This is a genomic window from Mesorhizobium sp. ORM8.1 (genome assembly GCF_053005525.2).
On record NZ_CM132600.1, the window covers coordinates 1850742 to 1873159 of the forward strand.

A 22418-nucleotide genomic window follows, 5' to 3' on the forward strand; every position below is an offset into this window, starting at 1 on the left:
CTTAAGAAAGTCGGTTAAATTTTGCTGATCTGAGCCGATGGTTATCGGAATGCGACCGAGTGCCGGATTGGTGAAGGATCAGATAACCTTACCGGGATTCATGATGCCGGCCGGATCGAAGGCCGCCTTCACCCGGCGCATCAGGTCGATCGCCATCGGCGGCGCCGTGGCGATCAGCTCGTCGCGCTTCAACTGGCCGATGCCATGCTCGGCCGATATCGAGCCATGGAAGGAGCGCACGACATCGTGCACGGCGTGGTTCATGGGATGGTAGAGGTCGAGGAACGCCGCGTCCTGCCAATCCACGGGACGCGAGATGTTGTAGTGAAGATTGCCGTCGCCCATGTGGCCGAAGCAGACGACGCGCGCACCGGGGCAGACCCCTTCCACCACGCCGGCCGCCTTGTCGATGAATTCCGGGATCGCGGCGGTCGGCACCGAGATGTCGTGCTTGATCGAGGCGCCCTCGGGCTTCTGGCACTCGGGCAGCGTTTCGCGGAAATTCCAGAAGGCATCACCTTGGGCAAGGCTTGCCGAGACCACCGCGTCGCCGATGATGCCCTGCTCGAGGGCCTCGGCCAGGATCTCCTCGATCAGCTCCCTGCCGTCTTCCTCGGAGCGGCCTGAGGACACCTGCGTCAGCACATACCACGGCCAGTCGTCGGCCAGCGGCCGCGTGATGCCTTGCCCGTGCTTGAGCGTGAAATCGTAAGGCCTTTTGCCGATCAGCTCGAAAGCGGTGAGCGAGGCGCCGGCCCGGTCCATCGCCAGGGTAAAGAGCGACAGCGCGGCCTTGGGCGACGACAGGCCGGCAAAGGCAACCTCTCGGCCCTTCGGCTTCGGGAAGAGCTTCAGGACGGCGGCGGTGATGACGCCGAGCGTGCCTTCGGCGCCGACGAAGAGGTTCTTCAAATCGTAGCCGGTGTTGTCCTTCTTCAGCTTGCGCAAATCGTCGAACACCTCGCCTGTCGGCAACACCACCTCGACCCCAAGGCAGAGCTCGCGCGCATTGCCGTAGGCAAGCACGCCGGTGCCGCCGGCATTGGAGGAGAGATTGCCGCCGATCTGGCAGGAGCCTTGCGCGGCGAGCGACAGCGGAAACAGACGGTCGGCGGCGTCCGCCGCTTCCTGCAGCGTCTGCAGGATGACGCCGGCCTCGACGGTCACCGTGTTCGACAGCACGTCGATCTCGCGGATGCGGTTCAGCCGCGACAGCGACAGCACGATGTCGCGGCCGGATGCGTCCGGCACCTGGGCGCCGACCAATCCGGTGTTGCCGCTTTGCGGCACGATGGGCGTGCCGGTTTCGGTGGCGAGCCGCATGATGCGGCTCACTTCCTCGACACTGCCTGGTCTGAGCACCAGCGCCGTCCTGCCATGCCAGAGACCGCGCCGCTCGGTGATGTAAGGCGCGATGTCGGCCTGGTCGCGCAGCGCGTATTTGTCGCCGACGATCTGCGCGAAGCGGTCGATGACGGCGGGGTCGAGATCGAAAGGCTGATCGTTCATGGGCGGCGAGACTAGAGCAATTCGAGGAAAAGTGTGAAGCGGTTTTCCGTCTGGAATTGCGTCAAAACAAAGAGATACGCTCAGGCGATCTTGTCACGCGGCGCGGCGGCGCGCGCCAGCCGGTCGTTGATCGCCTCGCCGAGCCCGTCGAACGGGATCGGCTCGACGGCGATGGTCGCCGCGCCGCTGCGATCGAGCGCCTGCATGGCGGCGAAGAGGTTGGCCGCCGCCTCGCGCAGATCGCCGGTTTCGGAGAGATTGCGGACGGCCACCGCATCCCGCCAGTTCTCGGCGCGGTCGCGACCGAAGGCCAGCAACGCCTCGCCCCTCACAATCTCCCCAGCATTGAGCCGCATTGCCGCCCCCGGCGCGTAGTGCGAGGCGAGCATGCCCGGCGCCTCGATGCCCTTGGCGCCACGCACCAGTTTCGCGCTGGCCACGCTTTCGATCTCTTCGGCGGCGATGCCGCCTGGCCTGAGAAGCCGCAGCTTGCCGTGTTCGACCTTGAGAATAGTCGATTCCACCCCGACGGGCGTCGCGCCGCCGTCGACGACCAGCCTGATCCTGTCGCCGAGGTCAGCGGCCACGGCCTGCGCTGTCGTGCCGCTGATCCTGCCGGAGGTATTGGCGCTGGGGGCGGCGAGCGGCCGGCCGAGCCGCGCGATCAATTCGCCGCCGAACCCTCGAGGCATGCGCAAAGCGACGGTGTCGAGCCCGGCGGTGACCAGCGGGTGGATGACGTTCTCCGGGCGCTGCGGCAGCACCAGAGTCAACGGTCCAGGCCAGAAGGCTTCGGCGAGCCTGGCCGAGAGCGGATCGAATTCGGCGATGCGGTTCGCCATGCCGTGATCGGCGACATGGGCGATCAGCGGATTGAAACGCGGCCGGCCCTTGGCTTCGAAGATGCGCGCCACGGCGACGCCATTGGTGGCATCGCCCGCCAGGCCATAGACGGTCTCGGTCGGGATGGCGACGACATCGCCGCCTTCGAGCAACGCCAATGCCCGCTCCATCGCCTCGCCGACCGCCAGTATCTCAGCCAATTTCGCCACCAATCTTACAGCCGCAGGTGCGTAGTACGGCCGTGAATGCGGGGCAAGTGCGGCTATTGGCGATTTATCAATCCCTAAAATGTTAAGTATCCGCGCAAGGCGGCTTCAATCTGCCGGCACTAAGGTGCGGGTTGGTGTGGTTGCGGGCTTGGGGAGTTTGTAATGCGTTTGCTCGGAGCGTTCGGTATCGGCCTATTGGCGGTGACCGGCATGTCGCATGCCTCGTCGATCGTCACGCCCGGCGTGTCGACATCGACGCCGTCGGTCATTTACGTGAAGGCAATCGAGCCCGCCAGGCTGTCGGCCACTTCTACCCCATCCGTGATCGCGCTGGGCGACCCGATGCCCGCCGTCACCGACGAGAAGGTGGCAGCGATCCCGTCCGCGCATCAGCTGGGGCCGATGATCATCCGCGGCGGCATCGTCGGCGGCGCCTTCGCGGTGCCCGCGGCGACCGCATCGGCTAAGCCCCAGACACCCGCAGCCACCGCGCCGGCGAAAGGCACCGCGCCCGCCACGCCCGCCAACGGCACGGCCGCGGCTTCGAACGGCGCCGGCAAAACCGGTAGCCAGCCAGCCGCCACAGCCAGTGCCTCGGGCGGCGCGCAACCCCAGGCGCAGTCGCAAGCACAGCCGCAAAACGCCCCGGCATTGCCGCGCGTCGGCAAGGCGATGTAGATCACATTCGACCCTGCCGCTGCGTGCTAGGCGTCTGGCCGGTCTCCTGTCCGATTTCCGTCATCGGGATCGCGCACAACAGTTTTTGGCATTTTGAACAAGGGGGTTTCGATGACTGTCTCGAAGGCAATCGCGGTTGCCGGGCTGCTTTTGGCAACGTCGCTGGGCACGGCGCGGGCCGACGATATGCTCGGCTCTTACACGGCGCGAATTTCCGATCGCGACCACCGCGCCAGCGACGGCTATCCGCTGGGCAGCGCGGCGCAGATGGTGCGGCAGGATCGCGCCAACTATCACAAATTCCACCGGCGCGATGGCGACGACCAGGGCGATCCGTGGTTCCGCACCGACGGTTCGCGCGCCGACCTGCAGCGCATGCTGGAACGCGGCGGCGCCATGAGTGGCGCCACACGGAACGCCATCGTCAATGGCGAGCCGCTGATCGAGGTCGATGTCTACCCTGACAGCGTGCGGGTCAGCATCCTGGAGGATTGAAGCGCCAATTTTCCTGGAAGACTGACCGGGTTGACCGACGAAAAAAGGGCGACGCCTAGGCGCCGCCCTCCGTTTTTCAGATGACGAGAAAGAACGGCTCAGGCCGCCTCTTCCTTGTCGTCTTCTTCCTTGTCGTCTTCGTCCTCGCCATCTTCATCCTCGTCATCGGACTCATCGTCGCCCGAGGCAGTGGCTTCCTTATCGTCAGAATCGTCTTCGTCTTCTTCGTCGCCGTCTTCATCCTCGTCTTCCGACTCGTCGTCGGCCGAGGCAGTGGCTTCCTTATCGGCGTCGTCGCCGTCTTCCTCGTCGCCTTCTTCCTCGTCGTCGTCCGACACATCGGCGGCTTCGACTGCCGCGGCGGCGGCATGGTCAAGCACGTTTTCGGAAGCGGGTTCGACGCCCTCGGCGGCGGCCGGGGTCTCTTCAATCAGGTCGATATCGTGATCGGAATTCATGGCATGCCTCCGTGGTTAAGAACGCCTCAGTTCTCCCACGTCGAGGTCATCGCCATATGACTGTAAGCCGGCTCCGGCGCATTAAATTTGCGGGCGCCGGATTGTCGAGGAATGCCCGCACCATAGCGGGTGCTGGCAGCTTCGTAAGCGCGATTTTTGCGCTGTCAGCCGGCGATTTTTGAAAAATCGGCGACCTGGTCCGTGGCCGCGCGGATGCGGGCAAGCAGCGCCAGGCGGTTGGCGCGCACGGCCTGGTCCTCATCATTGACGAGAACGCCTTCAAAGAATGAATCAACCGGTTCACGCAACACGCTAAGCGCCAGCATGGCGGCGGAAAAATCTTCGTTTTGAATTGCTTGGCCGGCTTCCTTCTCGGCCTGATTCACCGCTGCGAACAGCTTCTTTTCCGCTTCTTCGCGAAACAGCGCCGGCTCAACGGTCTCGGCGATGGCCGTTTTCTTCTTCTCCTCGGCGGCCAGGATGTTGGCGGCGCGCTTGGTGCCGGCAACCAGATTCTTGCCTTCGTCGGTGTCGAGCAAAGAGCCCAGCGCCTCGACGCGGCGCACGATCTGCAGCAAGTCGTCCGACTGCGGCGTGATGACGGCATCGATGAGATCATGCCGCGCGCCCTGGTCGCGCAGGTAGACCTTCAGGCGGTCGTGAAAGAAGGCGAGGAGGTCGGACTTCTGATCCGCGCCGCCGGCGAAATTCGCAAAGGCATTGGCGAAGGTCGCTGTCAGCGCGAGACGAATCCGGTTCTCGATCAGAATCCTGACCACGCCGAGCGCGGCGCGACGCAGCGCGAACGGATCCTTCGAGCCGGTCGGCTTCTCGTCGATGGCCCAGAAGCCAGTCAGCGTATCCAGCTTGTCGGCGAGCGCGACGGCAATCGACACCGGATCGGTCGGCACACGGTCGGACGGCCCTTGCGGCTTGTAATGCTCCTCGGCGGCGGCAGCCACCGACGGATGCTCGCCCTGCAGCAGCGCGTATTTGCGGCCCATGGCGCCTTGCAGTTCCGGAAATTCGCCGACCACTTCGGTCTGCAGATCGGCCTTGGCTAGCACGGCAGCACGGGCGACGAGCGCGGTAATCTCCCCCTTGAGGGGGAGATGTCGCCGAAGGCGACAGAGGGGGTCGCCTCGCGTGGAGCGCCAGCGTTCGTTCGCCGCTGCAGGCCGAGCCCAGTCGCACCGACCCCCTCTGGCCTGCCGGCCATCTCCCCCTCAAGGGGGAGATCGACTGCGCCACGGTCGGCGCCAATTCTTGCGCCAGCTTTTTGATCCGTGCCACCCGCTCGCCCTGCGTACCCAGCTTGGCATGGAAGGTCACGTTGAGATGGTCGAGCCGCGCCATGCGCTGGTCGAGCGGCTTCTTCAAATTCAGATCGAACTTCGTCGCCGATGCCTGGAGCTGGTCGAGGTCCGGCAGGTCGCTCTGGTCGGTGCGCCAGAAATAGAGCGCGTCGGACAGACGCGACCGCACCACCTTACCGTTGCCGTAAGCGATCTCCCTGCCGCCATCCTTAGCCTCGATGTTGGCGGTGAGGACGAAGTGGTTGGAAAGTGGCGATTGGCCAATCTCTTCCTCTGAGGCGGAGACCGGACGCGAGGTGACGAAGCATTTCTGGTTGGCGCGGATGGTCAGCCGAATGACCTCGCTTGGGATGCTCAGGAAATCCTGCTCGAATTCGCCCATCAGCACGACCGGCCATTCGACGAGACCCGAGACCTCTTCCAGCAGGCCCTCGTCCTCGACGAGGTCGAGCCCGTTGGCGAACGCGATGTTGCGGGCGTCGGCCAGGATGATCTCCTTGCGCCGGTCGGCATCGAGCACGACCTTGGCCGCTTCCAGCTTGCTCACATAGTCGTCGAAGCGGCGCACGGTGATGGCGCCCGGCGCGTGGAAGCGGTGGCCGTAGGTGATGTTGCCGGAGCGGATGCCGTCGATGTCGAAATCGACCACCACCGGCTCCTCGGTTTCCGGGCCGAAGGTGCAGACGATCGACTGCAGCGGCCGCACCCAGCGCAGCGCGCCGGGTTTTGCCGAAGCCGGCCCCCAGCGCATCGATTTCGGCCAGGGGAAGTTTTTGACGATGGCCGGCACCAGCTCGGCGATGATTGCTTCCGCCGCCCTGCCCGGCTTCGAGATGTGGGCGACATAGAAATCGCCCTTCTTCGGGTCGGAATGGACATGCGCCTCGGCAATAGACGAAAGCCCGGCCTTGCGCAGGAAGCCTTGCACCGCCTGCTCGGGCGCCGTGGTCGAAGGGCCTTTGATCTCGTCGCGAATATCCTTCGAGCGCGCGGTCAGCCCACGGACATCGAGCGTCAGGCGCCGCGGCGTCCAGTATTCGCGCGCCGCCTCATAGGTCAGACCCGCCTCGACCAGACCGTCGGTCAGCATCTTCCTGAGGTCGCCGGCAGCCTTGCGCTGCATGCGGGCGGGGATTTCCTCGGAACGAAGTTCGAGCAAAAGGTCAGGCATAGTTAAGCTCCCTACCCTCCCCTTGATAGGGAGGGTCGACGCGTAGCGCCGGGGCGGGGTGGCGGCCTCTCAGCTGCCATTACCTTCGGCACCATCGCGCAGATGCAGGTGTAATTTCTGTTCTTCCACCGCCGCATAAATTGTATCGAGCACGGAATCCAGTTCGTTTTTTATCTCATGGTTCCAGAAGCGGATTACGCGATAGCCTTGGCTCTCAAACCACCGTGTTCGGACTTCATCATGGCGCAGTTGATCATCGGCACTGTGGTGAGAGCCGTCCACCTCGACAATCAGCTTCAGTCGATGAGATAGGAAGTCGGGGTAATAGGTGCCGACTGACGCCTGTCGGCGGAAGTGCGTCCCTTCCACCGGGATGCGCCAGAGGTGCCGCCACAGCAACCGTTCTTCATCCGTCATCGCGGCGCGGAGCCTTCGCGCGGACTGCAGTTTGAACCGATCAAGTTTTGGCATAGGGAAGCGCCAGTCACCCCCACCCGCCGCTTCGCGGCGACCTCCCCATCGAGGGGGAGGTAGGAGCAAATAGCAACTCGCCCCGCTGCTGTCACCCCGCAAGCTGAGGCGCATCGATCGCCTGTCTCCGGAAATTTTCAGCCGTCTGTCGGGATCGGTCGGCCCGGCCCGTCCTTGGAGCAGAACTTCCCATGAACCGAACACGGCGCTGAAGCGACAAACGCTCAGGCAGAGAATTATTGGCTGAACGACGATGAAGACGGTATCGAGAACCCTGCAGATCCTGGCGCTCAGCGCCTGCTTCGCCGCCCAGGCGCATGGCACGATTACGATGCCGGGCGTGAGGCAGGCCATTCGCATGATCGATGGCGCGACGGCACAGATCGCGTTGCCGATCACCGTCGCGGCCGAGACCACCAAAGCAGTATTGGACTAAGCCGCCGCAAGCCCGCCAGCCCGTGTCTTCAGGAACGCTTCGCCGCAAGCCTTGGCCAGGTTGCGCACGCGCAGGATGTAGCTCTGGCGCTCGGTGACGGAAATCACGCCGCGCGCGTCGAGCAGGTTGAAGACGTGGCTGGCCTTGATGCACTGATCGTAGGCCGGGAAGACCATGCGGTGCATGGCCAGGTTGTCGCCGGGTTTCGGCGAGCCGGCATCGAGCAGCGCCTTGCATTCGGTCTCGGCGTCCTCGAAGTGCCTGAGCAGCATCGAGGTGTTGGCGAATTCGAAATTGTGGCGCGAATATTCCTGCTCGGCCTGCAGGAAGACGTCGCCATAAGTCACCTTCTCGGCGCCCTCGCGGCCGTTGAAGTTCAGATCGTAGACATTGTCGACGCCCTGCACATACATGGCCAGCCGCTCCAGCCCGTAGGTCAATTCGCCCGCCACCGGCGCGCATTCGATGCCGCAGACCTGCTGGAAATAGGTGAACTGCGAGACTTCCATGCCGTCGCACCAGCATTCCCAGCCGAGGCCCCAGGCGCCCAGCGTCGGGCTTTCCCAATCGTCCTCGACGAAGCGGATGTCGTGCAGCAGCGGATCGACGCCGATCGCCGCGAGCGAGCCGAGATAGAGCTCCTGCAGGTTCGGTGGGTTAGGCTTCAGGATCACCTGGTATTGGTAATAATGCTGCAGGCGGTTCGGGTTTTCGCCGTAGCGGCCGTCCTTCGGCCGGCGCGACGGCTGCACGTAAGCCGCGTTCCAGCGCAAGGGGCCGAGCGCGCGCAAGGTGGTGGCCGGATGGAAAGTGCCGGCGCCGACCTCCATGTCGTAGGGCTGCAGGATCAGGCAACCGTAGTCCGCCCAGTAATTGTGCAAGGTCAGGATCAGCCCCTGGAAGGAGCGGCTGGGATGCATATGGGCAGGAATCTCGATGGTCACGGCGGCCTCGGAAAGCACGGAATGACGCTTCCCTAGTTGTCGGGCCGCCGAGCGTCAAGGCAACGCCCCGCTTCGGCGGAGGTTGAACGCTTTGCGGGCGGCTGGCCCATTGCCGGCGAGCAGCGGTGACCTTCTGCTCCGCTAAGCGTCAACAGAGAAGGTCCAGCCATGCCCGGTCAACTCACGATCCGCCCCGTCAGCCGGCAGGATTACGAACGGTGGCTGCCGCTTTGGGACGGCTACAACGCCTTCTACGAGCGCTCCGGCCCGACGGCGCTGGCCGGCGAGATCACGCAGATGACCTGGTCGCGCTTCTTCGACGCCTATGAGCCGATGCATGCGCTGGTGGCCGAGCGCGATGGCAGGCTTCTGGGGCTGGTCCACTATCTCTATCATCGCACGACGACGGCGATTTCGCCGAACTGCTACCTGCAGGATCTGTTCACATCGCAGGACGCACGCGGCCAGGGCGTCGGCCGGGCCTTGATCGAAGGCGTCTACGAGCGCGCAAAAGAGGCCGGCTCGGGCCGCGTCTACTGGCTGACGCATGAAACCAACCACACCGCCATGCAGCTCTACGACAAGATAGGCGATCGCTCCGGCTTCGTGGTCTACCGAAAACTGTTCTGAAAACGCCGCGGGGCCCCGGGGCCCCGCGAAAACCTCAAGATCGCGGCGCTCAGCCTTTCGGCGCGGGCGCCGGCACCGGCTTCACCTTCGGGGTTTCCTGCGCGGTGTTGGATTCGATCGGCGGCAAGCCCTTGAGCAGCTTCTGCTGCAAGGTGGCCAGCACATCCGGATCGGGCTTCAAGTCGCGCGCCTGGGTCCACTGATAGGTGGCTTCGAGCTTGCGGCCGACGCGCCAGTAGGCGTCGCCGAGATGGTCGTTGAGGACCGGATCCTCCGGCTTCAGCGACACGGCGCGCTCCATCTCGCGCACGGAGTCGTCGAAGCGGCCCATGCGGAAATAGGCCCAGCCCAGCGAATCGACGATGTAGCCGTCGTTCGGCCGCAGATCGACGGCCTTCTGGATCATCGCCAGGCCTTCCTTGAGCTTCATGTTCATGTCGACCCAGGAATAGCCGAGATAGTTCATGACCTGCGGCTGGTCGGGCTGCAGTTCCAGCGCCTTAAGAAAATTGGGCTCGGCCTTCGGCCATTCCTTCAGCCGCTCATAGGCGATGCCGCGCTGGTAAAAAATATTCCAGTTGGCGGCAGTTGGCGTCTTCAGCGTTTCGACGGCCTTGTCGTAGAGGTTGGCCGCCGAACGGAAATCCTCCTTGGAGCCGTAGACGCCGCCAAGCGCCAGATAGGCGCGCATGTCGTCAGGATGCTTGGCGATATAGGCCGTGAGATGGGCGATCGCCTCGTCGTGCTTGTCGAGATCGGCAAGGTTGAGGCCGAGCTGCAGGTCGGAGAGCTCCTTCAGCGGCGAAGAGTCCGGAATGCGGCGGTAAAGCGCGATGGCGCCCTCGCCGTCCTTCAGCTGCTCGGCGACGCCGGCGAGCTGCACAAGTGCCGCATCGCTGTCCGGCTTCAGCGCCAGCGCGTATTGCAGATAGAGCCGCACGAAGGGCTCGCCGCCGCCACGGTTCAGCGCGGTGGCCAGATCAAGCAGGATTTCAGAGGCGCCATCCGCCGGCTTGGCGATGAACGGCTCGATCTTGTCGCCCTTGGCGATGCGGTCGCGCAAAGTGGTGATTTCCAGCTTGCCCGGCGCGAAAGCCTCGGCCTGGTTCAGAACCGCGAGCGCCTTCGACTTGTCGCCCTTGCGGACGAGGAACGAGGCGTAGGCCTGCGCATTGCGCATCCAGGTTTCGGGCGCGGAGCCGCCGGACGTGGTGTCGGCCATGGTGGCGGAATAGAGTTCGTCAGCCTTGTCGTTAAGACCGGCAGCGTCGGCGATCAGCGCGCGGTGGAAGGACTTGAACAGTCCGAACCAGTCCGGCCCGCGCAGCTTGTCGATGGAGTCCATCGCCTCGATGGCATCGCCGGCGCCTTCCTTGGCCCAGCCGTCCATGACGCCGGACAAGAGCCGGTCGAGATCGGATTCGAGCGACAGCTTCAGCCAGTACTGGGCCTTGGTGTAGTCCTTCTTATGGAAGGAATCGACGGCCAGCGCCAGGCGCGAGAAGCGCTCGACATCGGGCACTTCCTTGAGCTTGTCGGCATAAACCAGCGATTCCTCGAAACGGCCTTGCGCGACCAACGCCAGCATCAGGCTCTGCTGCAGCTCCTGGTCATTCGGGGCAAAGGCCAGCGCCTGCTTGTAATAGGCGATGGCATTGTCGAGATCGTTGTCGCTTTCAGCGATATGGGCGGCAAGATAAGCGCCCGAGAAGGACGAAATCTGAACCGGGTCTTCCTTGGCCTGGGCCGGCAGCACTGAAAGCGCCACACCGGTCAAAAATGCCAGCCTCGTCAGCCAGCGCGCACGTCCTTGCCGCATCGTATCCCTTTCAGCCAGACGCGATTCCGCTCTCGGCGGACCGCCTGTAGACTCGAACTTCTCCGGACAAAGCATGGCCTTTTTGGGGTCAGGCTTCAATCCCGGCCTGATTTCACAATCAGGTCACCGACTTAACAAAGGGTGGCTGCCGGCGAAAATGTTGCGATGACGCGCAAGCCGGCTCCGAACGCCGCGCCTGGCGCGCTGTCAAAGGCGGGCGCCGGTGTATCCGGCGACTGCCACGGCGCTGCACAGATCAGACCATTCGCAGCCCCGGCATGCCTCGCGCGTGCGCCCATCGGAAAAGGCCTGCCGCATCGCGGCAAGGCGCGTGGCATCGAGGCTGAAACGGGCGCCGGCGGCGACCGGCCGGCGCAGGAGTTCGCCGACGTCGCGCGCCGCGAACTGGTCCCTGCCTGCCGCGCTCTGGCCCAGGCAGTGCGGTTCCGGTTCATCGAGCAGCGGAACGCAGATATGGTCCGGGCCGTCGAGACGACAAAACTGCCCTCCCGGCTTTTTTGCCGGAGGGGCGGGACAGTCCGGCAGCTGTCAGTTCACCCGGCTGATGCAGAAATCGATGACGTCGATCAAGGCCAGCTTCTGCGGCGTCGCTTCCAGCGGCGCCAGAGCGTCGCGGGCGATCTCGCCGAAATGGCGGGCGCGCCCGATCGTGTCGGCAATGGCGCCATGGCGGGCCATCAGGCCGATCGCCTTTTCCAGCCCGGCATCGTCGGTGACGTTCTCCTCGATGGCGCGCTTCCAGAAGGTGCGTTCGGCCTTGGTGCCGCGCCGGTAGGCGAGGATCACCGGCAGCGTCACCTTGCCCTCGCGAAAATCGTCGCCGACATTCTTGCCGAGGTCCTTGCTGGAGCCGCCATAATCCAGCGCATCGTCGATGAGCTGGAAGGCAAGGCCGAGATTCATGCCGTAGGAACGCAGCGCCGCGCGATCGTTGCGCGAGGCAAGCGCAATCACCGGGCCGACTTCCGCCGCGGCCGAAAACAGCGCCGCGGTCTTGGCCTTGATGACGGCGAAATGCTCGTCCTCGGTGGTTTCGAGGTTCTTGGCGGCGGCAAGCTGCATCACCTCGCCCTCGGCGATGATGGAGGCGGCGGCCGACAGGATGTCGAGAGCTTCCAGCGAGCCGACCTCGACCATCATGCGAAAAGCCTGGCCGAGCAGGAAATCGCCGACCAGCACGCTTGCCTGGTTGCCCCAGATCATGCGCGCCGTCTTCTTGCCGCGGCGCAGCGCGCTTTCGTCGACCACATCGTCATGCAGCAGGGTGGCGGTGTGCATGAACTCGACCGCGGTGGCGAGCTTGACGTGACCTTCGCCCGAATAGCCGAACATCTGCGCGGCGGCGAGCGTGAGCATTGGCCGCAGTCGCTTGCCGCCCGACGAGATCAGGTGGTTGGCAATCTCCGGGATCATTTCGACGTCGGAGCCGGCCTTGGACAGGATGAGCTCGTTGACGCGCCCCATGTCACCGGCCGTCAGATCGATGAGATCCTTGATGGAAGCGGGTTCCCGCTTGCCTTCGATGTTCAGAACGACACCCACCACGACAACTCCCGTCTCAATTCACGCGCATGACGGCACCCTGGTCCCAACGCCGACTCTAGGGCGCTACAATATGGCACGGCAAGAGGCGAATTGGCGCGGGCCGTCAAGCATCGGTCCAGGCACGCGTTTACATCAACGTTCTAACCTGCGATTTTCGTTCCATGATCGAGCTTGTCCGCACCAATGACGCAGTCATCATCTCCTTTGTCGAATCGCTGATGCGCGACGCCGGCATCGCCTGCTTCGTCGCCGACCAGAATATGAGCATTCTCGAAGGGTCGATCGGCCTTTTGGCGAGGCGCGTCATGGTCGATGCCGACAAAGCCGACGCCGCGCGCCGCATCCTGAAGGATGCCGGCATCGAGAACGAGATCCGCACCAAATAATGACAGCGCCAGGCGCCCTCGCCCCGGACACGCCGGCCCACACGGTCGATGCCTTCCATCGCGGCCGGTTCTGGCTGGTGCAGCCAAGCCGGGGCGGTCACCGCGCCGGCATGGACGCCATGATGCTGGCCGCTGCCGTGCCATCGGGCTTTTTTGGCCAACTCGCCGATTTCGGCGCCGGCGCGGGCGCGGCAGCACTTGCCGTGCTGTCGCGCTGCCCGGCGGCGCGGGCCGTGCTGGTCGAGCGTTCCGCCGACATGGCGGCGTTCGCCGCAGCCACGCTTGCGCATCCGGGCAATGCGCATCTCGGCGACCGCGCCTCGGCGCTGACGGCCGACGTCACGCTCACCGGCCGGGCGCGCGTCGAGGCCGGCCTTTCCGACAATTCTTTCGACTTCGTCATCATGAACCCACCCTTCAACGCCGCGGAGGACCGGTCGACGCCGGATGCGCTGCGCCGGGAGGCACATGTCTCGGAGGACGGCCTTTTCGAGAGCTGGATCCGGAGCGCGGCCGCTGTCGTCAAGCCGCGCGGCGGACTGGCGGTGATCGCCCGGCCCGAACAGCTCGTCGCCATCCTCGATGCGCTCGAGGGCCGCTTCGGCGATGCCGAGATGCTGTGCGTGCATCCGCGCCCCGACGAAGCCGCGATCCGCATTATCGTGCGCGCCAGGCTCGGCGCGCGCGGCAAGCTCGCGATCCGGCCGCCGCACATCCTGCATGGGCCCTCCGGCAACGAGCCGACGGAACGAACCGAAATGATCAACAACGGGCTGGCGTCGCTGTTCGGCGATTGATCCCAGGCCGGCAATGCGGCATTGCCGTTCTTCAGCGAATTCCTACATGCCCGGGAGCAAAGATGAGTTCTCATCTTTCTCCTGCAAGATGATACCGACCGGAGACAATCCTTGGTGAAACGCCTCTTCAACCGCCTGCTGCCGAAATCCTGGCGCTCGACAGCCGTCACCATTCCGGTCATCCGGCTGCACGGCACCATCATGGCCGGCGGCGGTCAGTTCCGGCCTAGCCTGTCGCTGGCCTCGACAGCCGGGCTGATCGAGAAGGCGTTTGGCTTCGACGCGCCGGCGGTCGCCATCTCGATCAATTCGCCGGGCGGCTCGCCGGTGCAGTCGCGGCTGATCTTCAAGCGCATCCGCGACCTCGCCGTGGAAAAGAACAAGCGCGTTCTGGTCTTCGTCGAGGATGTGGCGGCCTCCGGCGGCTACATGATCGCGGTTGCGGGCGACGAGATCTTTGCCGATCCGTCCTCGATCGTCGGCTCGATCGGCGTGGTCTCGGCTTCTTTCGGCTTCCCGGAGCTGATGAAGAAGATCGGCATCGAGCGCCGCGTCCATACCGCCGGCCAGAACAAGGCCGTGCTCGACCCGTTCAAGCCGGAAAAGAAGGAGGATGTCGAGCGGCTGAAGACGCTGCAGCTCGAAGTGCATGAGACCTTCATCGATCTGGTCAAGGAGCGGCGCGGCAGCAAGCTCAAGGACGATCCGGACCTCTTCACCGGCCTGTTCTGGACCGCCAAGAAGGGTCTTGAGCTCGGCCTTGTCGATGCGCTGGGCGACATGCGCGGCGTGCTCAAGACCCGCTTCGGAGCCAAGACCGAGCTCAGGCTGATCACCGCGCCGCGCGGGTTGTTCAGCCGCTTCGGCCTGTTCGGCTCGCGCTCATCAGTGCCCGAAATCGCGGCCGCCGCGGCCAGCGGTGTCATCGATGCGGCGGAAGAGCGCGCATTGTGGGCGCGCTTCGGGCTTTGAAAAAGCCATGAAAGCGTCTAGCATGCCAGCCTGACTGATCCGTCCCAGCCGGCCTTGCCGCCTTTTGCGGGAGGAGTTTTGACATGCCGCAGATCATTTTCTTCGCCGTCATCGGCGCCGCCGCTTATTTCGGATACCGCGCTTTCCTGCGCGAGGCCGAGCGCGTGACGGCCAAGATCCGGCGCACCGAAAAGCAGAGCGCCAACGGCACGATGGGCACGCTGGTCAAGGACCCGAAGACCGGCGAATACCGCCTGGCCAAGGACTGAGCGCTATTTCCCCAGCAGCCGACATTCTCGAGGCCGGGACGCAAGCCCGGATGTGGCTTGCGCCTGCCAAGATCAATCTGGCGCTGCATGTGACCGGACAGCGCGCCGATGGTTATCATCTGCTCGACAGCCTTGCCGTCTTCACCCGCTTCGGCGATCGGCTGGAGATCGAGCCGGCCGAGCAGGACGCCTTTACGATATCGGGCCGTTATGCCGACGGGCTGCTGCTCGACGACGGCAATCTGGTGGTGAAGGCGCGCGACGCGTTGCGCCGCGAAGCCGGCGCGGAGCGGACGCCGCCCGTCGCCATCCGATTGAAAAGAACCTGCCGATTGCCTCCGGCATCGGCGGCGGCTCCAGTGACGCGGCGGCCGCGCTCAACGGACTGGTGCAGCTGTGGAAACTCGATGTCGACAGCAATTCGCTGGCCCGGATCGGCCTGTCGCTCGGCGCCGACCTGCCGATGTGCCTGAAGGCCAAACCGCTGCTCGCGCGCGGCATAGGCGATGATCTGTCGCCGGTGGCCGGGTTCCCGTCGCTCGGCCTCGTTCTCGTCAACCCGGCCGTGGTTGTCCCGACACCGGACGTGTTCAAGGCGCTCTCCAGGCGCGACAATGAGGCGCTGCCGCCACTACCGAAGCGCCTCGACTTCCACTCGATCCGCAACTGGCTGGAGACGACGCGCAACGATCTCGAGACTGCCGCCCGCTCCATCCAGCCGGCGATCGGCGAAGCGCTCAGGGCCCTCAAAAGGGCCGACGCGGCCTTCATACGGATGTCCGGTTCCGGCGCCACCTGCTTTGGCCTGTTCGAAACCGGCAATGTCGCCAAGCGCGCGGCGGTGGAAATCCGCACCCGCCATCCCGACTGGTTCGTGGCGGCGACGCGCAGCATGGAGGCCGACTGATGGCAAAGCTCGACGAGAGCCGGCCTTTCATTCCAGTGCGCATCGCGGTGCTGACCGTTTCGGACACACGCAGCCTCGCCGAGGATAGATCCGGCCAGACGCTGGCCGACCGGATCACGGAGGCCGGCCATATGCTTGCCGCGCGCGACATCGTCACCGACGACCAGGAAAAAATCCGCGACAAGGTGCTTGGCTGGTCGCGGGACAAGGGGATCGATGTCGTCATCACCACCGGCGGTACCGGCTTCACCGGCCGTGACGTGACACCGGAAGCGCTGGAGCCGATCTTCGAGAAGCGAATGGACGGCTTTTCCGAAGTCTTCCACCGCATTTCCTATGACAAGATCGGCACCTCGACGATCCAGAGCCGGGCGACCGGCGGCGTCGTCAACGCCACCTTCGTCTTCGTGCTGCCGGGCTCGCCCGGCGCCTGCAAGGACGCTTGGGACGGCATCATCAAGGCGCAGCTCGACTACCGGCACATGCCCTGCAACTTCGTCGAGATCATGCCGCGCCTCGACGAGCATCTGCGGCGCAGCGGCAGGTCCGGCTCGTAAACCAAGGCAGGACTGTCTATCGGCATTTCGTTTGCCAGGATAAACCAAGCTTCAGCCTTCAAGGCGCCATTCCGAAGCTGTTGCCAGCAAAGTACCTTGTGCGAGCGAACAAGGGGCAAGCCATGAGTGTTCGCAACGGCGGCTGCCATTGCGGCAACATCCGCCTGAGCTTCTCCACCGGGATCGATTCTGCCGAACTGGAAATCCGCGCCTGTCAGTGCTCGTTCTGCATTCGGCACGGCTCGCGCGCGGCAGCCGATCCGAACGGCAAACTGGTGGTGTCGATCGAGGACAGGGAGCGCCTGCAGGTCTACCGCTTTGGTTTGCGCACCGCCGACTATCTCCTGTGCCGCGACTGCGGCGTCTATGTCGCCGCCGTTGCGGGAACTGGCGACGATGCCAGAGCGATCATCATCGTCAACGCGCTCGACGATCGCGACCAATTCTCCCGCGAGCCGGTCCCGGTCCGCTACGACGCCGAGACGCGCGAGCAACGCCTGGCCAGGCGCCGTGGCGCCTGGATGCCCATTGAACTCCGGGGGATTTGACCCCTGGTCAGCGGATCACCGGCTCGCCATGGAAGCGGCGACGCGACGGCTTTGAGACGCCGAAGCCGACCTCCATCATCAGGCGCGGCGTTTGCGCCGGCACCGTGCCCATGTGGAAGCCGAACGGATCCTCGACAAAGCCAAGCCCTGCTTCTCCCGTCAGCGTAACCGGACTTTGCGGACCGTAGACGGCGAGAACGTCTTCGGCGGCATGGCCGACCAGAAGCGTCAGCTGATGTTTGAGCGCCCTGCGCTTATGGCTGCCGCGAACAAAGACATGCGGGCCCGTGCCGGCATCGACCGGCACCAGATAGAAAAAGAATTTCAGCATGCGCCAGTCGTCGAGGTCGAAATGATATTTGCCGAGCGAAGCGAGGTTCTTGTCGGCGTCGGACGCCTTGCCGGTCGGGAAGCTCCACCAGACGCGCGTGGTGATCAGCTTGGCCTGGCCGCCGAGATAGTGCCGGGCGACATCGAGAAGCAGCGGATCCCTCTGGATGGCCAAGGCTGCCGGGCAATCCAGGATGCGCTCGAAATAATGCCCGCTGAGCAGCGAGCGACCGAGACGCTGCTCAGCCTCGGCATGCTCTAGCGGCATGAATTCGAGACGGCGATCGAAATTGCCGAAGCATGGCGTGTTGGCTGCGAAGGCGGCGATCTCTTCATGGATTGCCGGCGGCAGCATGAGACCTGAAAACAGGCCATCCGAACGCAACGCCTCGACCACGCCGTCGCGGTCGACGCCGGTGAACATCGTCTCTCCCGCATTCTCGATCGGCCGGGCGCGTTTGGCGCCGAGCCAATGCATGCGGCGACCCGGCATGGTGCGCGCCAGCATGAACATCGGCAGCCAGGCCGGGTTCTCGCGAAGGTCCGTCAGATAGGTCGGGATGCGCGCGGCGATGCGCCTGAACAGGCTGCCGTTGCGGGCGATGGCCTCCAGGCTGGCCGCGCCGGATAGGTCTGGGGTTACAGGATTCATCAAGGTCCTCGTAATGAACGGCGTCCGACGAGGCGTCGGCTTGTCGCCGCTGCGCTGTTACCCAAACCCGATTGCGCCGCGTAATAACGATGCTAACCAGGATTTTGTGCAATGCACAATAGAGGTGCGGTAAATTTTCCCACAGAAAACTGCATCGGCGTCACTTGGGCGGCGCGACCCAGATCTCGGCATTCAGCCTTCTGGTGGCGAGACCGCGCGCCAGCGCTTCGGCACTCGCGCGCTTTTGGCAAGCGCGGCGGCCTGGCGCTTGCTGATGACGAGACCCTCGGCCAGCGCGCGGTTGCCGGAGAAGACCCTTGCCAAGAACGGCGCGCGATTGCCCCGCGCGCGGGAGAAGCGCGCCGGCATGGTCTGCTTTGCCGTGTGAGCCGCAACCTCTTCGATCCAGCCTTCGGACAAGCGCGCGCCCGGCTCAAGCAGCAGCAGCCAGTCGCCCCTGGCCTGGCCGATGCCGGCCGCGACGCCGCCGGTGACGTAGTTGCAGCCCGCATGTTCGGCCACCCGGTGCGTCTGGTCGGTCGAACCGGTATCGCAGACGATGACATCGCGCACGACACCCTCGACCGCGCCGCCGACCAGCGAGGCGAGCGTGCGGGCAAGGCCCTCTTCGTCGTTCCTGGTTTCGATGAGAACGCTGAGCATTCTTAGCCGAATAGCCGAAAGCCAGGCATCGCGCCAGTTCCGCATCGCAGTGCAAAAAGTTCTTGCTTTGTTCTCATCAACAAAATAGGAATAGTTTCATGAACAGACCGATTCGACAGCCTGCGGACAGTCCCTGGGAGAGGGCGAAAATGGAACAGATCGTGCGCGCCGACATTGCCGCTTTCGGAGCAGGCAGGGCCGAGATGGCAAATGCGATGATCGAACAGAGCGGCATGCGTGTGCGGCCCGACCGCAATCGCGGCCGCTCGGCCGGCATCAACCCGTCCGGCCGCTTCGAGCCGGTCAGCCGTCATGTGTTCGATGACGGCTGGAACTCGCTTGAGGAATTGCCACCCTTCAAGACCGAGGTGCAGGTCGAGAAGCCGCGCACCATCATCACCCGCAACGAATCGCCCGACATTTCCTTCGACCGGTCGATCAACCCCTATCGCGGCTGCGAGCATGGCTGCGTCTATTGCTTCGCCAGGCCGACGCACGCCTTCATGGGCCTGTCGCCGGGGCTCGATTTCGAATCGAAACTGTTCGCCAAGCCGGATGCGGCTCGTATGCTCGACAAGGAATTGTCGAAGCCGGGATACCAGCCGCGCACCATCGCCATCGGCACCAACACCGATCCCTACCAGCCGATCGAGAAGCAGTACCGGATCATGCGCGAGATCCTGGAGGTGCTGGAGGCGCGCGGCCATCCGGTCGGCATCGTCACCAAATCAGCGCTGGTGACGCGCGACATCGACATCCTGGCACGCATGGCCGAGCGCGGCCTTGCCAAGGTGGCGCTGTCGGTGACGACGCTCGATCGCATGCTGGCGCGCACGATGGAGCCGCGCGCATCGACGCCGACGAAGCGGCTGGAGGCGATCCGGCAGTTGTCGGACGCCGGCATCCCGGCCTCGGTGATGGTGGCGCCGATCATTCCCGGGCTGACCGATCCGGAGTTGGAGCGCATCCTCGATTCGGCGCGCGCCGCCGGAGCCAGGGAGGCAGGCTATGTCATCCTGCGCCTGCCGCTCGAAGTGGCGCCGATCTTCAAGGACTGGCTGCTGCGCCACTATCCGGACCGTTACCGGCACGTGATGTCGCTGATCCGCTCGATGCGCGATGGCAAGGACTATGATTCGGAATGGGGCAAGCGCATGAAGGGCGCCGGTCCCTATGCCTGGCAGATCGGCCGGCGCTTCGAGATCGCCGCCAAGCGGCTCGGCCTCAATGCCGAGCGGCGCACGCTCAGGGTCGACCAGTTCGTTGCCGGCGCCAATACGAGCGAGCAGTTGATGCTGCTTTGAACATCATGCCGGGTGGCGAGAGCCCCCGGCGTAAAGATCCCGTCCGGCCTGTCCCCCGGCCGTGAGACGGTGCCTTCCCGGTCCGACGCCCCATCCGACCCGGAAGGACTTGCGGAGAATCGGAGCCGATGCGAACCTCGCCGCACCATGGCTCGCGCGCGTTCCGATTCTCCGCTTCTCTTCGAAATGGTCGAGAAGCCCGACTTCTCCATCGAAACCAAGGCGATAGCCGACGGCCTATGGCCGGTCGCCGGCATGGACGAGGCCGGTCGCGGGCCGCTGGCCGGGCCGGTGGTGGCCGCGGCGGTGGTGCTCAATCCGGCCAACATCCCCGAGGGCCTCGACGATTCCAAGCGGCTCACGCATTTGCAGCGCGAGGCGCTGTTCGTGAAAATCCTGGGTTCCGCGCTCAGTGTGTCGATGGCGTCGATCAGTGCCGAGGGCATCGACAACAGCAACATTTTGAAGGCCAGCTTGGAAGCGATGCGCCGCGCAGCCGCCGGCCTGTCGTTGCGGCCTAAGCTGGCGTTGGCCGACGGCCGCGACATTCCGCCCGGCCTGGCCTGCGAGGGCCGCGCGCTGATCAAGGGCGACCAGCGCTCGCAATCGATCGCCGCCGCCTCGATCATCGCCAAGGTGATGCGCGACCGCATGATGTGCGGCTGCGGCGGCCACCATGAACGCTACGGCTTCGAGGTGCATATGGGCTACGCGACGGTGCGGCACCGCACCGCCATCGAGGCGCATGGCCCGGTGGCAAGGCTGCACCGGGCGTCGTTCGCGCCGTTCAGGCTGGGTGGTGTGGAAGTGGTTGAGGAAGAGAGCTTCGCCGGGCTTGACTAGCGTAATCTCCCCCCTCGAGGGGGAGATGGCCGGCAGGCAGAGGGGGTCGCCGCGCGTGAAGCGCCAACTTGCTCTTACCACCGGTGTCTGCGCCAAATGGTGCGCCGCGCCCAGTCGGACCGACCCCCTCTGTCGCCTTCGGCGACATCTCCCCCTCGAGGGGGAGATTATCTGCGCTCAAAAAAGCCGCCAGGTTGCCCGGGCGGCTTCATGTTGGCGACTTAAGCAGCGCTCAGTTCAGCTTGGCCTTGACGTCCTGCAGCGCGGATTTGAACAAATCGGCGCCTGCCTTGGCATCGACCTTGGCGGCAAGCAGCACGCGGGCGGCCTCGACGGCGATGTCGACGGCTGAGGCGCGCACTTCGCTGACGGCCTCGCGCTCGGCCTGGGCGATCTTCTGCTCGGCAAGCGCGGTGCGCCGCGTGACGTAGTCCTCGGTCTTCTGATGCGCTTCGCTTGCCAGCATTTCGGCTTCGCGCTTGGCCGCGGCGACGATGTCGGCGGCCTCCTTCTCGGCTTCCTTGCGCTTCTGCTGATACTGGCCGAGCAGCTGCTGGGCCTCTTCACGAAGCTTGCGGGCTTCTTCGAGCTCGCTGCCGATCTTGGCCGCGCGGGCGTCGAGCGACTTGGTCAGCATGCCCGGCACCTTCAGATAGATGATGGCGCCGAGGAAGATGATCAGGGCAATGGTTGCCCAAAGTGTCGCGAGTGATGTGGCGTCCATGATCTCGCTCCTCACCGGCCCGCGGATTTGACGGCGGCCGCGATCTCGGCCTTGTCGGTCTTGCCGCCGACGAGCGCCTCGACGATGGCCGACGTCGTGTCCTCGGCGATCGTGCCGACTTCCTTCATCGCCTTGGCCTTGATCGAGGCGATGCTTGCCTCGGCCTCGCCAAGCTTCTTGTCCAGCTCGGCCTCGACCTTCTTGCGCGCCGTCTCGGCCTCCGCCTTGGCGGCGTCGCTGGCCTGCTGGCCGATCTTGTTGGCGTTGGCCTTGGCTTCCGCCAGTTCCTGCTCATAGGCGGCAACGGCGGCGTCGGCCTCGCCCTTCAGCCTTGCGGCATGGTCGAGATCCTGGGTGATGCGGTCGTTACGCACATCGATGATGCCGCCGAGACGCGGCATCACCACTCGCTTCAGGAACAGATAGAAGAGCCCGAAGGTGATGACCAGCCACAGGATCTGCGACGGAAAGGTCTTGGGATCGAACGGCGGGAACGCCTCATGCTCCGCAGCAGGCACCGCAGTGCCCGAATGCGTATCGCCTGCGGCCGGCGCGGTTTCTTGCGCAAAGGCAGATGTCACGAACATCTCATTCCCCTGTCCGTACGGGGCCGCACCATGCGGCCCCTTTTGTCAGCGCGCGCTTCTTACTTGAAGACCAGGAGCAGAGCGATCAGGAGCGAGAAGATGCCCAGAGCTTCGGTCACGGCGAAGCCGAAGATCAGGCGGCCGAACTGGCCATCGGCAGCCGACGGGTTGCGCAGCGCACCCGAGAGGTAGCTGCCGAAGATGTTGCCTAGGCCGATGCCCGCGCCGCCCATGCCGATGCAGGCGATGCCAGCGCCGATAGCAGCTGCTGCAGTTACGTCCATTTCAAAACTCCTGTGGTTTGCGTGTTCGTTGCAGTTGGTATGTTGGGTAT

24 protein-coding genes and 3 pseudogenes are annotated in these 22418 nt (G+C 64.6%); 13 read left to right on the forward strand and 14 right to left on the reverse strand.

What is annotated here, in order from left to right:
* Nucleotides 1–78 precede the first annotated feature (78 nt).
* On the reverse strand, nt 79–1509 hold the full coding sequence (locus ACVDG8_RS09730; protein ID WP_447254515.1) for an FAD-binding oxidoreductase: 1431 nt from the start codon (nt 1507–1509) through the stop codon (nt 79–81).
* An 80-nt stretch (nt 1510–1589) separates the two neighbouring features.
* Nucleotides 1590–2552, reverse strand: a complete 963-nt coding sequence (locus tag ACVDG8_RS09735) for an L-threonylcarbamoyladenylate synthase (RefSeq protein WP_447254516.1) — start codon at nt 2550–2552, stop codon at nt 1590–1592.
* 171 nt (nt 2553–2723) lie between these two features.
* Between ACVDG8_RS09735 and ACVDG8_RS09740 the strand changes: the two genes are divergently transcribed.
* Nucleotides 2724–3239 carry a hypothetical protein gene (locus ACVDG8_RS09740; protein WP_447254517.1) on the forward strand — a complete coding sequence of 172 codons (516 nt, stop codon included), beginning with the start codon at nt 2724–2726 and terminating at the stop codon, nt 3237–3239.
* 111 nt (nt 3240–3350) lie between these two features.
* The gene (locus ACVDG8_RS09745; protein ID WP_447254518.1) at nt 3351–3734 is read left to right on the forward strand and encodes a hypothetical protein; all 384 of its coding nucleotides are present in this window, start codon (nt 3351–3353) and stop codon (nt 3732–3734) included.
* Between the two features lie 98 nt (nt 3735–3832).
* On the opposite strand, the gene ACVDG8_RS09750 is transcribed toward ACVDG8_RS09745, so the two are convergent.
* The 3 genes and pseudogenes from ACVDG8_RS09750 to ACVDG8_RS09760 form a co-directional block, all read right to left on the reverse strand.
* Nucleotides 3833–4192 (reverse strand): ATPase, encoded by a 360-nt coding sequence (locus ACVDG8_RS09750; protein ID WP_447254519.1) that lies wholly within the window; start codon nt 4190–4192, stop codon nt 3833–3835.
* A 164-nt stretch (nt 4193–4356) separates the two neighbouring features.
* Nucleotides 4357–6679, reverse strand: a pseudogene (gene glyS / locus ACVDG8_RS09755) (glycine--tRNA ligase subunit beta).
* 69 nt (nt 6680–6748) lie between these two features.
* Nucleotides 6749–7150, reverse strand: coding sequence for an endonuclease domain-containing protein (locus ACVDG8_RS09760; protein WP_447254520.1), 402 nt, complete (start codon nt 7148–7150; stop codon nt 6749–6751).
* A gap of 253 nt (nt 7151–7403) precedes the next feature.
* On the opposite strand from ACVDG8_RS09760, the gene ACVDG8_RS09765 reads away from it, so the two are divergent.
* The gene (locus ACVDG8_RS09765; protein ID WP_447254521.1) at nt 7404–7586 is read left to right on the forward strand and encodes a hypothetical protein; all 183 of its coding nucleotides are present in this window, start codon (nt 7404–7406) and stop codon (nt 7584–7586) included.
* Here the strand turns inward: ACVDG8_RS09765 and ACVDG8_RS09770 are convergent.
* A complete protein-coding gene (locus tag ACVDG8_RS09770) occupies nt 7583–8506 on the reverse strand; it encodes a glycine--tRNA ligase subunit alpha (protein WP_447257287.1) in 924 nt (307 codons plus the stop codon). The genes ACVDG8_RS09765 and ACVDG8_RS09770 overlap by 4 nt on opposite strands.
* A 192-nt stretch (nt 8507–8698) precedes the next feature.
* Between ACVDG8_RS09770 and ACVDG8_RS09775 the strand changes: the two genes are divergently transcribed.
* The gene (locus ACVDG8_RS09775) at nt 8699–9160 is read left to right on the forward strand and encodes an N-acetyltransferase family protein (RefSeq protein ID WP_447254522.1); all 462 of its coding nucleotides are present in this window, start codon (nt 8699–8701) and stop codon (nt 9158–9160) included.
* A 49-nt stretch (nt 9161–9209) separates the two neighbouring features.
* On the opposite strand, the gene ACVDG8_RS09780 is transcribed toward ACVDG8_RS09775, so the two are convergent.
* The 3 genes from ACVDG8_RS09780 to ACVDG8_RS09790 form a co-directional block, all read right to left on the reverse strand.
* A complete protein-coding gene (locus tag ACVDG8_RS09780; protein ID WP_447254523.1) occupies nt 9210–10979 on the reverse strand; it encodes a tetratricopeptide repeat protein in 1770 nt (589 codons plus the stop codon).
* Nucleotides 10980–11186: 207 nt separating this feature from the next.
* The gene (locus ACVDG8_RS09785) at nt 11187–11525 is read right to left on the reverse strand and encodes a DUF1284 domain-containing protein (RefSeq protein WP_447257288.1); all 339 of its coding nucleotides are present in this window, start codon (nt 11523–11525) and stop codon (nt 11187–11189) included.
* A 3-nt stretch (nt 11526–11528) separates the two neighbouring features.
* Nucleotides 11529–12542 carry a polyprenyl synthetase family protein gene (locus tag ACVDG8_RS09790; RefSeq protein ID WP_447254524.1) on the reverse strand — a complete coding sequence of 338 codons (1014 nt, stop codon included), beginning with the start codon at nt 12540–12542 and terminating at the stop codon, nt 11529–11531.
* A gap of 164 nt (nt 12543–12706) precedes the next feature.
* Here ACVDG8_RS09790 and ACVDG8_RS09795 point away from each other — a divergent pair, with 164 nt between their 5' ends.
* The 7 genes and pseudogenes from ACVDG8_RS09795 to ACVDG8_RS09825 all read left to right on the forward strand — a co-directional run bounded on the left by ACVDG8_RS09795 (nt 12707) and on the right by ACVDG8_RS09825 (nt 16981).
* Nucleotides 12707–12931 (forward strand): putative signal transducing protein, encoded by a 225-nt coding sequence (locus ACVDG8_RS09795; protein ID WP_371011816.1) that lies wholly within the window; start codon nt 12707–12709, stop codon nt 12929–12931.
* Complete coding sequence (locus ACVDG8_RS09800; RefSeq protein ID WP_447254525.1) at nt 12931–13728, forward strand: methyltransferase; 798 nt, start codon at nt 12931–12933, stop codon at nt 13726–13728. The genes ACVDG8_RS09795 and ACVDG8_RS09800 overlap by 1 nt, the downstream gene beginning before the upstream one ends.
* Nucleotides 13729–13842: 114 nt before the next feature.
* Entirely contained in the window at nt 13843–14700 is an 858-nt protein-coding gene (locus ACVDG8_RS09805; protein ID WP_447257289.1) for a S49 family peptidase, read from the forward strand.
* An 83-nt stretch (nt 14701–14783) separates the two neighbouring features.
* The gene (locus ACVDG8_RS09810) at nt 14784–14969 is read left to right on the forward strand and encodes a hypothetical protein (protein ID WP_447254526.1); all 186 of its coding nucleotides are present in this window, start codon (nt 14784–14786) and stop codon (nt 14967–14969) included.
* Nucleotides 14970–15019: 50 nt separating this feature from the next.
* Nucleotides 15020–15876, forward strand: a pseudogene (locus ACVDG8_RS09815) (4-(cytidine 5'-diphospho)-2-C-methyl-D-erythritol kinase).
* Complete coding sequence (moaB, locus tag ACVDG8_RS09820; RefSeq protein ID WP_447254528.1) at nt 15876–16433, forward strand: molybdenum cofactor biosynthesis protein B; 558 nt, start codon at nt 15876–15878, stop codon at nt 16431–16433. The pseudogene ACVDG8_RS09815 and the gene moaB overlap by 1 nt, the downstream one beginning before the upstream one ends.
* Before the next feature lie 122 nt (nt 16434–16555).
* Nucleotides 16556–16981 carry a GFA family protein gene (locus tag ACVDG8_RS09825; protein WP_447254529.1) on the forward strand — a complete coding sequence of 142 codons (426 nt, stop codon included), beginning with the start codon at nt 16556–16558 and terminating at the stop codon, nt 16979–16981.
* A 7-nt stretch (nt 16982–16988) separates the two neighbouring features.
* Here the strand turns inward: ACVDG8_RS09825 and ACVDG8_RS09830 are convergent, their stop codons facing one another.
* Entirely contained in the window at nt 16989–17963 is a 975-nt protein-coding gene (locus ACVDG8_RS09830) for a hypothetical protein (protein WP_447254530.1), read from the reverse strand.
* 160 nt (nt 17964–18123) lie between these two features.
* Nucleotides 18124–18626 (reverse strand): annotated as a pseudogene (locus tag ACVDG8_RS09835) (glycosyltransferase family 2 protein).
* 149 nt (nt 18627–18775) lie between these two features.
* On the opposite strand from ACVDG8_RS09835, the gene ACVDG8_RS09840 reads away from it, so the two are divergent.
* Both ACVDG8_RS09840 and ACVDG8_RS09845 read left to right on the forward strand, forming a co-directional pair.
* On the forward strand, nt 18776–19930 hold the full coding sequence (locus tag ACVDG8_RS09840) for a PA0069 family radical SAM protein (RefSeq protein WP_447254532.1): 1155 nt from the start codon (nt 18776–18778) through the stop codon (nt 19928–19930).
* 147 nt (nt 19931–20077) lie between these two features.
* Entirely contained in the window at nt 20078–20773 is a 696-nt protein-coding gene (locus ACVDG8_RS09845; RefSeq protein WP_447254533.1) for a ribonuclease HII, read from the forward strand.
* Nucleotides 20774–21005: 232 nt separating this feature from the next.
* On the opposite strand, the gene ACVDG8_RS09850 is transcribed toward ACVDG8_RS09845, so the two are convergent.
* Genes ACVDG8_RS09850 through ACVDG8_RS09860 form a run of 3 tightly spaced genes read right to left on the reverse strand, consistent with a single transcriptional unit; the run spans nt 21006 to nt 22368 of the window.
* Nucleotides 21006–21497: a F0F1 ATP synthase subunit B gene (locus ACVDG8_RS09850; protein ID WP_447254534.1), complete on the reverse strand. Its 492-nt coding sequence runs from the start codon at nt 21495–21497 to the stop codon at nt 21006–21008.
* A gap of 11 nt (nt 21498–21508) precedes the next feature.
* On the reverse strand, nt 21509–22084 hold the full coding sequence (locus ACVDG8_RS09855) for a F0F1 ATP synthase subunit B (RefSeq protein ID WP_447254535.1): 576 nt from the start codon (nt 22082–22084) through the stop codon (nt 21509–21511).
* Between the two features lie 59 nt (nt 22085–22143).
* The gene (locus ACVDG8_RS09860; RefSeq protein ID WP_447254536.1) at nt 22144–22368 is read right to left on the reverse strand and encodes a F0F1 ATP synthase subunit C; all 225 of its coding nucleotides are present in this window, start codon (nt 22366–22368) and stop codon (nt 22144–22146) included.
* Between the last annotated feature and the right edge of the window lie 50 nt (nt 22369–22418).